14 protein-coding genes are annotated in these 16,114 nt (G+C 50.5%); 7 read left to right on the plus strand and 7 right to left on the minus strand.

The genetic code is table 11. From position 1 onward, the window contains the following. Nucleotides 1-6 precede the first annotated feature (6 nt). From BM231_RS00555 to ccrA, 3 genes are all read right to left on the minus strand, one after another. Entirely contained in the window at nt 7-864 is an 858-nt protein-coding gene (locus tag BM231_RS00555) for an ABC transporter permease (RefSeq protein ID WP_057463568.1), read from the minus strand. Between the two features lie 108 nt (nt 865-972). Beyond that, complete coding sequence (locus tag BM231_RS00560; protein WP_093515973.1) at nt 973-1,998, minus strand: ABC transporter substrate-binding protein; 1,026 nt, start codon at nt 1,996-1,998, stop codon at nt 973-975. A 577-nt stretch (nt 1,999-2,575) separates the two neighbouring features. Beyond that, nucleotides 2,576-3,871, minus strand: coding sequence for a crotonyl-CoA carboxylase/reductase (gene ccrA / locus BM231_RS00565; protein ID WP_063308888.1), 1,296 nt, complete (start codon nt 3,869-3,871; stop codon nt 2,576-2,578). Between the two features lie 299 nt (nt 3,872-4,170). On the opposite strand from ccrA, the gene BM231_RS00570 reads away from it, so the two are divergent. Further along, nucleotides 4,171-6,168 carry a protein meaA gene (locus tag BM231_RS00570; RefSeq protein ID WP_063308853.1) on the plus strand — a complete coding sequence of 666 codons (1,998 nt, stop codon included), beginning with the start codon at nt 4,171-4,173 and terminating at the stop codon, nt 6,166-6,168. 10 nt (nt 6,169-6,178) lie between these two features. On the opposite strand, the gene BM231_RS00575 is transcribed toward BM231_RS00570, so the two are convergent. Then, nucleotides 6,179-7,117 (minus strand): LysR family transcriptional regulator, encoded by a 939-nt coding sequence (locus tag BM231_RS00575; protein ID WP_093515975.1) that lies wholly within the window; start codon nt 7,115-7,117, stop codon nt 6,179-6,181. A 106-nt stretch (nt 7,118-7,223) separates the two neighbouring features. Between BM231_RS00575 and BM231_RS00580 the strand changes: the two genes are divergently transcribed. After that, nucleotides 7,224-8,204: an MBL fold metallo-hydrolase gene (locus BM231_RS00580; protein WP_093515977.1), complete on the plus strand. Its 981-nt coding sequence runs from the start codon at nt 7,224-7,226 to the stop codon at nt 8,202-8,204. Between the two features lie 38 nt (nt 8,205-8,242). Here BM231_RS00580 and BM231_RS00585 read toward each other — a convergent pair whose 3' ends face one another. Then, the gene (locus BM231_RS00585) at nt 8,243-8,812 is read right to left on the minus strand and encodes an SH3 domain-containing protein (RefSeq protein WP_208859959.1); all 570 of its coding nucleotides are present in this window, start codon (nt 8,810-8,812) and stop codon (nt 8,243-8,245) included. A gap of 28 nt (nt 8,813-8,840) precedes the next feature. Then, nucleotides 8,841-9,281 carry a hypothetical protein gene (locus BM231_RS26820; protein WP_139226324.1) on the minus strand — a complete coding sequence of 147 codons (441 nt, stop codon included), beginning with the start codon at nt 9,279-9,281 and terminating at the stop codon, nt 8,841-8,843. A 240-nt stretch (nt 9,282-9,521) separates the two neighbouring features. Here BM231_RS26820 and xth point away from each other — a divergent pair, with 240 nt between their 5' ends. Beyond that, nucleotides 9,522-10,325, plus strand: coding sequence for an exodeoxyribonuclease III (gene xth / locus BM231_RS00590; protein WP_181952053.1), 804 nt, complete (start codon nt 9,522-9,524; stop codon nt 10,323-10,325). 71 nt (nt 10,326-10,396) lie between these two features. Here xth and BM231_RS00595 read toward each other — a convergent pair whose 3' ends face one another. Next, the gene (locus tag BM231_RS00595; RefSeq protein ID WP_093515981.1) at nt 10,397-11,371 is read right to left on the minus strand and encodes an NADPH:quinone oxidoreductase family protein; all 975 of its coding nucleotides are present in this window, start codon (nt 11,369-11,371) and stop codon (nt 10,397-10,399) included. A gap of 170 nt (nt 11,372-11,541) precedes the next feature. On the opposite strand from BM231_RS00595, the gene BM231_RS00600 reads away from it, so the two are divergent. The 4 genes from BM231_RS00600 to BM231_RS00615 all read left to right on the plus strand — a co-directional run bounded on the left by BM231_RS00600 (nt 11,542) and on the right by BM231_RS00615 (nt 16,010). Next, a complete protein-coding gene (locus tag BM231_RS00600; protein ID WP_063308858.1) occupies nt 11,542-12,102 on the plus strand; it encodes an RNA methyltransferase in 561 nt (186 codons plus the stop codon). A 613-nt stretch (nt 12,103-12,715) separates the two neighbouring features. Continuing rightward, nucleotides 12,716-13,195 carry an invasion associated locus B family protein gene (locus BM231_RS00605; RefSeq protein WP_063286442.1) on the plus strand — a complete coding sequence of 160 codons (480 nt, stop codon included), beginning with the start codon at nt 12,716-12,718 and terminating at the stop codon, nt 13,193-13,195. Between the two features lie 302 nt (nt 13,196-13,497). After that, nucleotides 13,498-14,754: a dual-specificity RNA methyltransferase RlmN gene (rlmN, locus tag BM231_RS00610; protein ID WP_208859961.1), complete on the plus strand. Its 1,257-nt coding sequence runs from the start codon at nt 13,498-13,500 to the stop codon at nt 14,752-14,754. Between the two features lie 113 nt (nt 14,755-14,867). Continuing rightward, on the plus strand, nt 14,868-16,010 hold the full coding sequence (locus BM231_RS00615; RefSeq protein ID WP_208859962.1) for a class I SAM-dependent methyltransferase: 1,143 nt from the start codon (nt 14,868-14,870) through the stop codon (nt 16,008-16,010). Nucleotides 16,011-16,114 lie beyond the last annotated feature (104 nt).

Genomic DNA, 16,114 nt, shown 5'->3' on the forward strand with positions numbered 1-16,114 from the left:
AGCGCCTCACCCTGTTACCTTGCGATGCGCCTGCATCCGTTGTCCGGCTGATTGTGTGATACGGTCAAACACAACAGCAAGAACAACAATCGCTAAACCACCGAGCAAACCTTGTCCTGCATCATTACGTTGCAACCCAAGCAGAACGGTTTCACCCACGCCGCGTGCACCAATCATGGACGCAATCACCACCATAGCCAACGCCATCATCATAGTCTGGTTAATACCCTGCATGATGGAAGGCAGCGCAAGTGGGATTTGAACGCCCTTAAGGATCTGCCAGCGCGTTGCGCCAAAGGCCCGGCTCGCCTCAACAACCTCTTCATCCACGTAACGGATACCAAGATCCGTCAGACGAATAAGCGGTGGTGCAGCATAAATCACAGTTGCCAAAATAGCTGGCACCTTACCCAGACCAAACAGCATGGCCGCAGGAATAAGATAAACAAAGCTTGGAATGGTCTGCATCAAGTCCAATACCGGGTTGAGCAAAGCTCTGAAACGGTTTGAACGAGCAGAGATAACACCAAGCGGCACACCAATCACAACGGAGATCAGCACAGCAACAAGCAAGATCGCCACTGTTTGCATGGACTTTTCCCAAAGTCCCAGTGTACCGATGAACCACATTGCACCTACCATCACCAGGCTAAGCCCCCAACGACGACTCGCAGCAAAGGTAATCAGGCCGATGCAGATCAAGATCACGATAGGATCAGCGCCACGGAGAAGTCGCTCTAACCGCACCAGCAAAAATAGGATGGAGTTGGAAAAGGCCTCAAATCCATCGCCGTAATTCACGACGAGAAAATCAACCAGATCGTTTGTGGAAGTCCGGATAGGTTTCCCAAAGTTGGGAAACACGTCGAAAGCCATGTGATCCTCTTATTCTTCTTAGCAAGGATCACGGAAACAAGTCCCGTGATCGCTTTTCATTCGCTAATTTTCAAAAACAGTCAGCTGTCTTTGATATTACAGAGCAGATTTCACACGCTCAGCGACATCAGCTGGAACCCAGCCGGTCCAGATTTCTTCGTTGTTTTTCAGGAATTCAGCAGCAGCGTCATCGGTGGTTCCGCCAGTGTCCTGCATGTAAGCAAGAGCCTTGGAAACGTCGTTACTGGTGGTTTCGTAAGCAGTCAGGAACTCAACCAGTTTAGGCGCAGTTGTGTGGAACTCTGTGTTGACGTACACGTGCGTCGCGGACAGTGGGTATGCAACAGCCTCGGTCACTTTGGATGGATCAGTCTCTTCAGACAGCTTGTCCCAAGCTTCCTTGTTGTAGGCAGGCTCTTCCAGCTGAATCAGATCATCAGCGACCTTACCCATCACCCAAGTCGGGCCCCAGTAGTAGAACACGATTGGCTTCTTACGACGAATGTTAGATTCAATCGCAGCAGACAGCGCAGCACCTGTACCAGGACGGAAGTTCACAAAGCTATCAAGCAAGCCATACGCATTGAGCTTCTTAGAGTTGATGACCTCACAGCCCCAACCAGCGATACAGTTGTAGAAACGACCTTTTTCTGGCTCTTCTGGATCAGAAAACACGTCTTTGTACTTTGGCAGATCGGAAACCGACTTCAGACCTTTTGCAGGCGCATCATCACCTTCAACCAGGTATTTTGGAATAAACCAAGCCTGGGTCGCATCAGGGAAGTTCACACCAAGATCAACAAACTGGTTCTTCGCTTTGCCTTCAGCAAGAGCTTCAGTCACGTTGTCTGGCCAGATTTCCATGGTCACATCAATATCGCCACGTGCCATACCGTTCAGAAGCGGAATAGTGGAGCCCGGAATAACATCCGTTTCACAACCGTACCCTTTTTCTGCGATGAACTGAGCTACAGAATTGTGAAAAGCATTGGAGTCCCAATCCAGACCGGCAAACACGATAGGACGGTCAATTTCACAAACAGGATCTGCAGCTTCTGCCGTAGACACAGCAAAAGGTAATGCAACTACGCACGCAGCGAGAGCAGATTTAAAATTCAACACGGATGCCTCCAAACAACCAAAACATACTTTTTTGTTCGGTCAGAGAGAAAAGCCGCCAAGGACAGCTTGTCGTTCTGGCCGTAATGCTAAGTCAAAAACTCAGCAATTGCAGGACACACTATGTTGAGCACATCAACTGCACCATTAAAAATAGATATATTCAATTTTCTGTCAACTTAGACATCTGCTCAAGATATTTTTGGAAAATAAATATAAAAAGATATACTTAATGAATACATTGAATATGAAGTTATAAAACTTTCACAACTCCCTAGTACCACCATTTAAAACGCAAAATAAGAGAAAAAAAATTTACTGAAGCAAAACAACTATTTTAAACTTTCTTTTACAGGTAATCCCCACGGAAAATTCAGGTAATTTCACAGTAAATTGAAATAAAAAAACTACGCCAAATAATGTCGAATAATCACGTAGATTACAAAAAGAAAAGCGCAGAGAAAATCTGCGCTCATTTGATAATATTGAATCGCCGTTCAATAAAAAATTATGCGTGAGAAACTTAAGGAAAATGGGAAGTTGGCCGCAGAAATGCACCAACTTCCTTTAGTGAGCCTAATTAATTTTCGGTAGCCTCAATAACATCCTCAAGCGAGCGCAAACCGGTCTTTGGTGCACACACCAAAACCGCCATGTTTCCTGGGGCATGTTGGTTCTTCCACATCTTCATATGAGCCTGCGGAATCTGATCCCATGAGAACACTTCACTCATACAAGGGTCGATACGGCGATCAATCACGAACTTATTCGCCTCACTCGCCTGCTTCAAATGCGCAAAATGCGAGCCCTGAATACGCTTCTGACGCATCCATACGTAGCGAGCATCCATGGTCAGGTTGAAGCCGGAGGTACCCGCACAAAACACAACCATACCACCGCGTTTGGCAACCAGTGTTGACACCGGGAACGTTGCTTCACCAGGGTGCTCAAACACCATATCAACGTCATTACCCTTACCGGTAATGTTCCAGATTGCCTTACCGAACTTACGCGCTTCCTTGGTCCAGTTATCATACTCAGGCGAGTTCACTTTCGGCAGCTGGCCCCAGCAATCGAAGTCTTTTCGATTGATAACGGCCTTTGCCCCAAGCGACATCACGTATTCACGCTTGCTCTCGTCTGAAATAACACCAATAGCATTCGCACCGGCAGCCGCAATCAGCTGAACCCCAAACACGCCAAGGCCACCAGAAGCCCCCCAAACCAGAACGTTCTGCCCCGGCTTCAAATCATGCGGTGCATGACCAAACAGCATACGGAACGCAGTCGCCAAAGTAAGCGTGTAGCAAGCACTCTCTTCCCAAGTCAGATGTTTGGGACGAGCCATCAGCTGCTGTGACTGAACACGAGCGAACTGCGCAAATGACCCATCAGGTGTCTCATAACCCCAGATCCGCTGGGAGTTAGAGAACATCGGATCACCGCCGTTACACTCCTCATCATCCCCGTCATCCTGGTTACAGTGCACGACAACTTCGTCGCCAACCTTCCAGCGAGTAACTTTAGAACCAACCGCCCAAACGATACCTGAGGCGTCAGAGCCAGCGATATGATAGGGCTGTTTATGAACCTTAAAAACGGAAATCGGCTCGCCAAGGGCAGCCCAAACGCCGTTGTAGTTCACGCCTGCTGCCATAACCAGAATGAGCACTTCATGGCTGTCCAACTCCCACGTTGGCACCACTTCTTTGACCATCGCTGTATCAGGGGAACCATGGCGCTCTTGGCGAATGGTCCACGCCCACATGTTCTTTGGAACATGTCCCAGCGGTGGAATCTCACCAATCTCATATAGGTCCTTGAACTCAGGGCCTCCCTCTGACCCAGCTTCGACAACCCGTGCAACGGAACTCATGATATTCTCCTCCAAGTTTGCGTTGCGCCCTTCCCTCATGAGAGTGAAAGCAAGTCCTCTGCTAACGCTTCCAATCCACTATTTGCTGCAACGCAAAACAATACAACCTGTCAATATCGGCTATTTGAGAATTATCATTACAAAGAACTCATAAAATATATACAACTATTGCTTAACTTGCGAAGAATACTTCTTCTAATGTTGCATTGCACCAACCACTAAAACCTATGCAAAGGTGTAGGCAGAATTGAGATCTTGTCCCTTATAAAATGCTGGGAGGATCAGGGAGGCAATAGACTATGAGTACCGGTTCACCTAAAGGCGCAACGAAAGACCGTCCGTGGATGTTCCGCACATATGCAGGACATTCCAACGCTGCAGACAGCAACCGGCTCTACCGCACGAACCTCGCAAAGGGTCAGACGGGCCTTTCTGTCGCGTTCGATCTCCCAACCCAAACGGGATACGACCCGGACCATCCGCTCTCGCGCGGTGAGGTTGGCAAGGTTGGAGTACCCATCTCTCATCTGGGAGACATGCGCACGCTCTTCAACGAGATCCCGCTGGAGCGCATGAACACCTCTATGACGATCAACGCAACAGCCCCATGGCTGCTTGCGCTCTATGTGGCTGCTGCTGATGAGCAAGGCGCAGACCGCTCGCTGCTGGCTGGCACCACACAGAATGATCTAATCAAGGAGTACTTGTCACGCGGCACCTACGTCTTCCCACCAGCACCATCCATGCGTCTCACAACCGACGTGATTTCATGGACCTACACCAACATGCCCAAATGGAACCCGATGAACGTGTGTTCCTACCATCTGCAGGAAGCAGGCGCGACACCAGTGCAAGAACTCTCCTTCGCGCTCGCGACTGCTATCGCAATTCTGGACAATGTCCGCGCTTCTGGTGTCATTTCCGAAAGCGATTTCCCGAAACTCGTGGGCCGGATTTCCTTCTTCGTAAATGCAGGCATGCGCTTCATCACCGAGATGTGCAAAATGCGCGCATTTACAGAGCTCTGGGATGAAATTTGTCGCGATCGTTATGGCGTTGAAGAAGAGCGTTACCGTCGCTTCCGGTATGGCGTTCAGGTCAACTCACTCGGCTTGACAGAACCGCAACCAGAAAACAACGTATACCGCATTCTCGTTGAGATGCTGGCTGTTGTTCTCTCTAAAAACGCGCGCGCTCGTGCCGTTCAGCTACCAGCATGGAACGAAGCTCTTGGCCTCCCGCGACCGTTCGATCAGCAATGGTCTCTGCGCATGCAGCAAATCATGGCCTATGAAACGGACCTGTTGGAATATGCAGATATCTTCGATGGCTCCAAAGAGATTGAAACCAAGGTCGAAGCGCTCAAAGAACAAGCAAGAGAAGAACTTGCCCGCATCGCAGAAATGGGCGGAGCAGTTGCAGCCGTTGAGTCCAGTTATATGAAGCAGAAGCTCGTGGAGTCCAACTCCAAGCGTCTGGCAGGCATTGAATCTGGCGATCAGATCGTCGTCGGCGTCAACAAATGGACTGAAACTGAACCATCTCCACTGGCATCAGATGAAGACGGCGGCATCCTCACAGTTCCTGAGCATGTTGAAGAAGAAGCCATCCAGCGCATTCAGGCCTGGCGAGCTGAACGTGACGAGAACGCTGTTAAATCCGCTCTACTGGAGCTCCGCGCAGCAGCTTCTTCTGACAACAACATTATGGAAGCATCCATTAAAGCAGCTCAGGCAGGTGCGACGACTGGAGAATGGGGCGCTGCCCTGCGTGAAGTCTTCGGCGAATATCGTGCTCCAACTGGCGTCGGCAAAGCGGTACCAGACGACAACGAGAGCCTTGCAGAGGTGCAGCAAAAAGTCTCCGAGCTTTCAGAGAAGCTGGGTCGACGCCTTAAATTCCTCGTTGGCAAACCGGGGCTGGATGGCCACTCCAATGGCGCAGAGCAGATCGCAGTGCGTGCCCGTGATTGCGGCATGGAAGTTGTTTACGAAGGCATTCGCTTGACCCCTGCCCAAATCGTCAACGCCGCTCTTGAAGAAGGCGTCCACGTCGTCGGCCTGTCGATCCTGTCTGGCTCACATTTGGCACTGGTCCATGATGTGCTCGACAAAATGAAAGAAAACGGTTTGGAGGACATCCCGATCATCATTGGCGGCATTATACCGTCAGAGGATGCCGAAGAACTGAAAAAAGCAGGTGTTGCAGCCGTTTACACACCAAAGGACTTCCACCTGACAGAAATCATGTCAGACATTGTCCGCATCGTGGATGAGCAGGTCAACGAGACTGTCTAAGGACTATAAATTAGGCAGGTTGGGCAAGTTGAACAGGCTTCTGCCCAACCAACCGTATGCCCGGAGCATCCCGGAATCGTTCAATCATTGCATCAATGAAGATCTCGGTTTTACGTGTCACCGCATCGCGCGAAGGGTAGACAAGGTAGACCGGCTTCTCTTCACACTGATAGTCAGGAAGTAGCCGTTGTAATTGCCCGTTTGCCTCAAAATCTCGCATCATAAACAACGGCATGCGCGTAAACCCAACTGAGTTCAACAAGGCCTGCACCATTACCTGGGGGTGCCCAGCGACAAACTCAGACTTCAAAGCAACCACATGCTTTTGCCCATGTCGAAACATATCCAGCGAACTGACTAGCTTCTCGTATCTGTATTGAATGTAGTTGAGGTCAGACAGCGCCTCGGGAGTTTGCGGCATACCATGCTTTGCAAGATAGTCCGGGCTGGCTGCCAAACAGGTTTCAACAATCGCAATTTTTCTGGAAACCCCTGAGGTATCTCCGGTGATGCCTGTACGGATCGCTAAATCGATACCGGTTTGCACAACATCAATCAGATCATCATCCATTTTAATTGAGACTGAAAGGTCTGGGTATTGCTTACGAAGATCGAAGATAAGCGGAGTGATTATGTCAGCGCCCATGGCCTGAGAAACAGAAACAACCAGTGAACCACTTTCTGCTGCAGCTTGGTCCTGTACCTCCTCAAACATCAGAGCGCTCTGGCGCAGCATCTTTTGAGCATGCTCATAAACGATCTTTCCGGCAACTGTCGGCTTAACGCCTTTGTTAGTTCGGAAAACAAGCTCTTGCCCGACCTGCGCTTCAAGCAGGTTCAGTTGCTGGCTCATAGCGGGCTGACTGATATGGCGTTGACGCGCACCACCACTCAACGACCCGTTGTCAATGACACGAACAAAACTCTCCAGCAAATTCAGAAGATCCATAACTGCTCCATAAGCACTGCTTATATCCAAGATAAGGCTTGGGCCTCTGCACTTCCAGTATCAACCCCACAATATTGCTCTCATGCTTGTAAATGAGGAGCCTTTCATGACACTTTCACGCCGATCTTTTATATCCGCAGCCGCGTCCATTGCGGGCGCAGGTGCAGTTGCCCCGGCAATGTCATCTATTGCGCTCGCAGCAGCGCCCAAAATCGGAACACAGGTTCCCGGCATCTATCGCTTCTCGGTAGGAGACATTGAAGTTACAGCAATTCTGGACGGACACTTGGGTTTAGATCCGTCATTGGTCATTGGGTTTGACCAAAAGGTAGCTGAGAAGACTCTAAAGCAAAATTTCCTCAGCCCCAACACAGCGGACATGTCTATCTCTGTAAACGGATATCTCATTAATACGGGCGACAAGTTGGTAGTGGTCGATACTGGCACCGCTGATCTAATGGGCCCGACACTTGGCCGTTTCCATCAAAACCTGAAAGCAGCTGGCTATGACGCCTCTGATGTAGATGCTGTAGTGCTCACGCATCTACACATCGATCACGTAGGGGGGCTGATCTCCAAATCGGGCGAAAAGCTCTTCCCAAACGCGGAGTTCATCGTTCATGAGGTCGAATACAACTTCTGGCATGATGAAGGCACACGCTCAAAGTTCCCCAAAGACCTCCAGCATTTCGTCGATCTCGCTCAGAACGTTTCAAAGCCTTATGAAAACCGCAAAACACTCATCAGCAAAGATGGCGAGTTCATCAAGGGGCTGGATGCTGTCTTTCTCCCCGGTCACACACCCGGACATATGGGCATCCGCATTCACTCCAATAATGAAGAAGTGCTGATCTGGGGCGACACGATACACTCCATCGGGCTCCAGTTTGCCAATCCAGATTGGACGATTGCATTCGACACAGATCAGGAAGTAGCTCGACAAACACGGCGCAGAATACTGGATCAGGTTTCGGCGGATAGAACACCAGTCGTCGGCATCCACCATGACTTCCCCGGCCTGGGCCATGTTCGCAAAGCCGGAAACGCCTTCGAATACCACGAAGTCAGCTGGCAGCATAAGCTGTAGAGAAACAGGAGCTCACGAGACATCTCGTGAGCTCTCTTCTATCGGGCAGGAGACAATGGCGTTGCTGGTATTGACGGCGGCGCAATCGGCTCAGCTGGCGTTAGCGGGATAGATGGCTGTATTGGCGGTGCGATTGGCTGCGCTGGTCTCAATGGCACAGCAGGCACCTCAATTGGCCGTGACGGCTGCAATGGGTAAGCCGGGATCTCATGCCGTGGACGCGGATATGGGCGCCAATGCGGATAACGCGGGTAAATAGGATAGCGTCGATAGATAAACGGCAAGCCTACATACGGTGCAACATAAGGAAGCGTGCGGGAATAGTGCGGCCCTTCAACTCCATATCGAATATATCTGGCAGAAACCCACCCCGGAGCACCTCGGAATGTCAAGTCACACCACGATCCATTCTTGGTGCAGTAATTGATAAAAACCACACCGCCCGCCGGTATTGTCGTGATGACAGGATATCTGGTTCCAGGCCCTGTCCTCATGTTTACGCCATTGGTGGTGTATCCGGCGTGTCCGCGCTGTGCAAAGGCAGCATTAGAGTAAATAAGGACGGCCAGAAGAACAAGACCAGCAATCACCCAAGCCAAAACTTTCATAATGCTCCCCTCCAGACTCTCTAAGGTATTACCGGCCATAAGAAGGCCCCCCGTAGGATGGCCCACTAAATCCCGGTGAACCAGGTGATCCTGGACTTGGAGGCAAGCCTGTAATCGGTGGAGCTGCAGGCAGAGGTCCTGAAGGACCCGGAAGTGGTGGAGGCAAAGAACCCGGACGTGCAGATCCTGCAGGATAAGCTCCCGGAGGAGGGTTAAACTGCGAATGATCCGCATCCCGATCCGTTGGTAAGTAAGGCTGTGCTTGCCCTGGCCTCAAACTATCTCCCGGCTCAACTGGGCGATCTAAAGGCTTGATGGGTGGGATAATATTGCTGCGCTCATTGAACTGAACCTGCTGGAATCCGGGATAATCAACGGACCCGGAACGCGTAGACAAGCTGTTTGCGTTCACAGATTGAGCCACGACACCTGCTGCCAGACAACAGCCTACAAGCATTGCGTATTTCATTTGACCCTAGTCCTAATTGCAGGCTGGCCAAAACCAACAGCCAGCATAATTAGGAGAAGAGTGCCACCAAGGGGCTAACAACGTGCGCTGACAAAACATCGGGTTTTAGAAGCAATTTATGTCTTGCTTTGAAGAATATAACGTGAACAAATTCATCGTTCACATCAGTTTTTCTAGCCAGAACCCCGCCTAAGCCTTAGGTTTGAGGTATGATTCTCCAAAGCAGGTAAACACGCCCCCATGACGAACCGCCTCAAGATTGTAACGTGGAACATTAACTCAGTCCGCCTCCGCCTTCCTATTGTCGAGAAAATGTTACTGGATCACGCCCCTGACGTTTTGTGCCTGCAGGAAACAAAGTGCCCGGATGGAAGCTTCCCAACGGCTGCAATCAATAAGCTGGGCTATCGTCATGTAGAGGTACACGGTCAAAAGGGCTACCACGGTGTTGCCCTTCTCTCACGCGTGCCGCTGGAGAACGTAGAGCGCAAAGAATTCTGCGAGATGGGCGACACCCGCCACATCGCCGCCGATGTTGCATTTAACGGTGGTAAAGTTCGCATCCATAACTTCTACGTCCCAGCAGGCGGCGACGTACCGGACCCTGAAGTCAACGACAAGTTCGCTCACAAGCTCAAGTTCCTTGATGAAATGGAAAGCTGGTTCAAAGGCTTCGACGGCCAGTCAGTCGTTGTTGGAGACCTGAACATCGCACCTTACGAAAATGACGTTTGGTCGCATAAACAACTCATCAAAGTCGTTTCGCATACACCACTGGAGTGCCAACGCCTCGAAGATGTGCGCGAAGCTGGCAACTACGTTGATACCATGCGCAAACACATGCCGATGGATGAGAAGATTTACACTTGGTGGAGCTACCGCGCCAAAGACTGGTCCGCATCCAACAAAGGTCGCCGTCTCGACCATGTCTGGATGACCCCGGAAACAGCGCAGCACACCAAAGACGTCCAGATTATACGCGACGCACGCGGTTGGGAAAAACCATCCGACCATGCACCAGTCATGGCTGTGCTGGAAGCCTGATCCCACGGAAACAGATTTACCATTTAACGATGAAAAGCGGGAGCATCTCCCGCTTTTTCTATTTGCACCTTTTAAGGAATAAGCAGCACTTTCCCTTTGGCTCTGCGGCTTGAGATCTCCTCCAATCCCAACGCAATGTCTTCCAGCGGATACTCTGCATGGATATGCGGTTTCAGCTGCCCATCAGCAACCCATTGGAACAGCTGCTCACAATCTTTGTGATGCTCTTCAGGCTCACGAACCACTGCCTCTCCCCAAAACACGCCAAGAACGTCACAGCCTTTCAGCAGAGTAAGGTTCGCCGGGATCTTTTGGATCGTTCCTGAGGCAAATCCAACAACCAGATAACGTCCACGCCACCCCGTTGCTCTTAATGCATCATCAGCATGATCCCCGCCAATGACGTCGTAGACCACCTCAAGCCCTTTGCCATCCGTCAGGTCTTTCAGCTTCTGCTTCAGACCACCCTCAGAATAGTTGACCAAAACATCAGCGCCACAAGCTTTTGCGTGAGCAAGCTTATCTTCCGAAGACGCGCAAGCGATTACCCGAGCACCCATCAGTTTGGCGACCTCCACAGCCGCCTGCCCTGCTCCACCAGACGCACCCAAAACGGCAACCGTCTCACCCGCCTGTAACCGCGCCCGGCTGCGAAGGCCGTGAATAGCCGTCCCGTAAGTGATCAAAAGTCCAGCTGCATGCTTGAGCGAGACCTCATCCGGCACCTGCACCAGTTCATGCTCAGGGGCAACATATAGCTCTCTTGCAGCACCCCATTTTGCGTAGGAGGCCACCCGATCACCAACCTTGAACCGCGCAACACCATCACCGACGGCCTCAACAATGCCTGCCATCTCACCTGAGGGCGAAAACGGGAGCTCCGGTTTAAACTGATACTTTCCTTGAATGATCAGAGTATCGAAATAATTGAGTGCCGCCGCTTTCACACGAACCAACACCTCTCCAGCTCCAACACTCGGGTCGTCCAACTCTCGAACGACCAGATCATCCGGCCCCCCAAGTTTTTTGCAGATAACAGCTTTCATAAAATGTGGCCCTCTCTCTGACCTCCAAAATTACACGGGCAACTACAAAATCTCAAAGCCGCCTTTGGTGTCATTTTACGATTAAACCGCCCATACATGCCGCTACACTTGCGGTAACACCACAGTTGGAGGTATGAAGCGCACAACATTAACAACGAGAAAAACTGGGCATGCGCGGTTATTTTGCTATTGGCTCTGAAGGGCTTTCCAAATCCATGAATGTTGGCACGCTGATGCGTACTGGTCATGCATTCGGAGCAAGTTACTTTTTTACAGTCGACGCGCACATCAAAAGCCTTGGTAAAGCGATGAAGGCTGATACATCCAAGAGCCCGGACCATCTGCCCTACTTCGCATGGAACTCAGTTGATGAGATGCAGTTCCCACGTGGCTGTAAAATGGTTGGTGTTGAGCTCACCGACGATGCAATCGAACTTCCAAGCTTTGGGCATCCGTTGCAAGCAGCTTATATCCTCGGTCCGGAACGCGGCTCTCTTTCGCAAGAGATGCAAGATCGTTGCGATTACATCGTCAAAATCCCAACCAAATTCTGCTTGAATGTTGGTGTAGCTGCCGCTCTGGTCTTGTATGACCGCTATATGGCACACGGAAAGTACGCTGAGCGTTCTCTCACTGCAGGCGCCCCAAAAGATCCGTTACTGGAACATATTCACGGAGCCCCGATTTTCCGAAGCGGCCGAAAAGTTCCCGGCTTCGATAGCAACCCATGAGTGATTCGAAATACGGTTGCCATTTCTGATACATACTCTGAAACGGCAACCTTTATTTCTCACCATAGCAAATGCCTTGTATAAATTTTTAAGGTGTTTCCCTTTCCCACGCCCGGTCTCTACCACATTACAAATTCGTAATTCTTTGAGGCTCCACACTTCGCATTTTCTCTCAATCTGTGCACACTATGTGGAAAGGTGCCCATATTTTTTACTGGGTGAAATGCTGCCAATTAGTTTGAAAATAAGCCGGAAAATCTGAGCTTTTAAAGGCGATTAGCCCTTATTTACTAGCGCGTTAAATACAATCGAAAATTAACTTGCATATCTACTGTCTTCGATCACTTAAAACAGAAATTCATTAGTGGCTTTACGCTTGATATTATGGCTGTGCGTGCCACACTCCCGCCAGATTTCTGATGGCAGCATTCATAGAGCGGTTCAAAGGCAAATAATTTTTTGCCTCTGTAAAAACAGGGTATCAACCCTTTTGTAACCATCTTTAAAGTAACCCTAACATTAAGTTTTATGGGTTTTCGCACAGAATCTCAGATTTTGTCGTACGCAACGCGGTTTGGAGAAGATGCAAGCACGTATCCTGATAACTGCCTTTATGGCTCTTGGTATCTCGGGCGCGACTGCAAATGCGCAGTCTCCTGCCCTCTTGAAAGAAAACAAGGATTGGGCAACTTACACCTTTAACACCCAGAGCGGTGGTAAGGTGTGTTATGCCATTTCCGCACCAACACAGTCACTGCCGACTGATAGAAACCATGGAGAAGTTTTCTTCTTCGTTTCTACCCGTCCAAGTGAAGGCGTTGCCAATGAACCAAGCTTTATAGTGGGTTATCCATTTAAAGAAGGTTCCTTGGTCACGACCAATGTTGATGGTCAGCAGTTCACCATGTTCACCAAAGGTGACGGCGCATGGGTTCAGAACGCTGCGGAAGAAAAGCGTTTGGTTGACGCAATGAAAGCAGGCAGTTCCATGTCTATTTCTGGTCAGTCCGCACGTGGCACCCAAACCTCATACAAATTCTCTTTGAGCGGCATCACTGCTGCTGTCAGAGACGCATCCAGCGCCTGCCAATAAGGTTCTGATGCCCGAAATTGTTTGAATTTACAGAGTTCTCTTGCCTGCGCCAGCTTGCCGCCACGCAATTTGAGATCTGGGATGTTCAAACTAAGCGATTTCGGCTATAAGCGTGCCGAATACGTAGGCGGTTGCTGCTGGCGACCGCCTCTCGCATTTTTAGCGGCGAGCAACGGGTACACATAACCTGTTATTTTTCCTGCTAGATCGTATTGCCGAAAAGTGAGGCACATTTTTCGGGTTTGAATACGCAAAGAACATAAGCTTAAAGCCAAGCATCTAAGAAAAACTGGTGAATGACCATGGCGGTATCGTTAGACATCGCGCACAAATCCGCTGATCCGGCGGCAACCAGCGCAGCAAACCCTTCTCCTGCAACCATTCCTGCGCAGGAAGAAAAGCCATCTCTGATCGGCTTAAACCGTGAAGAACTAGGCAATGCCCTTGCTGCAGTTGGAGTCCCTGAGCGCCAGATCCGCATGCGCGTCAACCAGCTGTGGCACTGGCTCTATGTCCGGGGCATTTCCGATTTCGGCAAAATGAGCAATGTCTCAAAAGACCTGCGCACTAAGCTGGAGTTTGCCTTTACCATTGCCCGTCCAGAGATCGTCACTGAACAGATCTCCGTTGATGGCACCCGTAAATGGCTGTTCCGCTTTCCATCACGCGGCGCTGGCAAGCCAGTTGAAGTCGAAACCGTCTACATTCCGGAAGAAGATCGCGGTACACTATGCATCTCCTCTCAGGTCGGCTGTACCCTTACCTGCACGTTCTGCCACACCGGCACACAGAAGATGGTTCGCAACCTGACAGCTGAAGAGATCCTTGCGCAGCTCATGCTCGCAAAAGATCGCCTCAACGACTTCCCGGATGCAGATGCACCGGAAGGTGGCTTGGATGCATCCACATCCAACCGTCGTCGCATCACCAATATCGTGATGATGGGCATGGGCGAACCGCTCTATAATTTCGAAAACGTCAAGAAAGCGCTTTTGATCGCCTCTGATGGAGACGGCCTGTCCCTCTCCAAGCGCCGCATCACCCTGTCGACATCTGGTGTAACACCAGAGATCGCACGAACAGGTGATGAAATCGGCTGCATGCTGGCAATCTCTCTGCATGCTGTGAATGACGAGCTGCGTAACACGCTGGTTCCAATCAACAAGAAGTACAATCTGGAAACGCTGCTTCAGGCATGTCGTGACTATCCAGGCCTGTCCAACGCAAAACGCATCACCTTCGAATACGTGATGCTGAAGGGCGTAAACGACAGCCTGGAAGATGCAAAGAAACTGGTTCAGTTGCTCAAAGGCATCCCGGCAAAGATCAACCTGTTGCCATTTAACCCATGGCCGGGCTCTCCGTATGAGTGCTCTGATTGGGAACAGATCGAAGAGTTCGCAGATGTTGTGAACCGTGCAGGCTATGCTTCGCCAATCCGCACACCACGCGGACGCGATATCTTTGCAGCCTGTGGTCAGCTGAAGTCAGCATCCGAGCGTCTCCGCAAATCTGAGCGTGAAGCGCTGGAGAAAGCACAGGCTCAAGGCGAAGCCTGAGCAAAATAAAGCATGAATGCAAAAAGAAGGCCGGCGTTTGTCTGAAACGCCGGCCTTCTTTGTCTCATTCACGTCATATGCACGGAGTCCGGCTATCGTCCCATTCAGGACAGATGAAGCAACTGGACATCAATGCAATGACCGAGAAAGCACATCCCTCTCAACAGCACGCCACAACCACTGGCATGAAAGGCAAGGGGTTTTACAACAAAAACTCCACACCACAACAAGCCACAATTGCCTATGTGTATCCATGGCTGCATGAAGCCATGGCCAGCCTACCAATGCCAAACGATGGTTCTCTCCTGCGTTTTGTAGACTACGGATGTTCTGAGGGTGCAAACTCAATGCAGATCATGGCGCAGCTCACTAAAGCTGCCAGACAACGTGGGAGCAACTCGATCCAGACAATCCATAGTGACCTCCCCAGCAACGATTATTCCACCCTGCTTAATGCCATCGGCAACCGTGCCCAGCCGCCCTACACCGACCCAACTGTTTTTGGCAGTATTGTAGGTGGTTCCATGTTCAACCAGCTTTTGCCTCCCAGCTCCACCCATCTGGCCACATCCTTCAACGCCACAGTGTTCCTCTCAGAGCGCCCATTGGAACGTCTACCCGACTACGTTCTACCAAACGGCCCGAGCCTCGCTACCGAGAAAGGCTCAGTTTCAGCACAGGATAAAGAAAACTTCGAGAAACAGGCTGCCTATGATCTGGAAACATTTTTGAAGGCACGGGCAAATGAGCTTGAGCCAGGCGGCAAACTCCTGCTGCAAACCGTTGGTAGAAATGAACATGTCTCAACCGCAGACGGGATAGTGAACTTGTTCAATCTGTCTTTGCTTGATCACGTCGCCAACCACTCAATCTCTCAAGATGCTTACGAGCGCTACTATCATCCTGTCTATATACGCAACTTGGAGCAGCTCACAGCCCCAGTAAATCCCGAGGGTGGCTCGCTATCTCACCTGTTCACGATAGACAAAGCAGAATGCTATGAAACACCTGTCTCATTTGTTGATCAGTACAAGCAAGACAACGACGCCTCAGCCTACGCCCAGCAAATGGTGAACTTCTACCGAGCCTTCACTGAAGCTCCACTACAGGCCGCTCTCTCAGGCACGCCAAACCTCAGCGAGCTCCTCGACAGCATCTATGCCCGAGGCGAAGAGCGCATCCGCGAGGCTCCACACCTCTACGACTTCCACTTCATCAGCGTAGCCATGCTGCTGACCAGAACAGAGAACAGCTGAAACCCTGATCGTTTGTGCGAACACGCGTGTTTTTGTGATCATCACAAACTCTCGCCACAGTCATGATTGAAGCTTCTTAGAACTTCATAGTCTATTGGTTTCAA

This window comes from Pseudovibrio ascidiaceicola (assembly GCF_900114245.1).
Classification (GTDB): domain Bacteria; phylum Pseudomonadota; class Alphaproteobacteria; order Rhizobiales; family Stappiaceae; genus Pseudovibrio; species Pseudovibrio ascidiaceicola.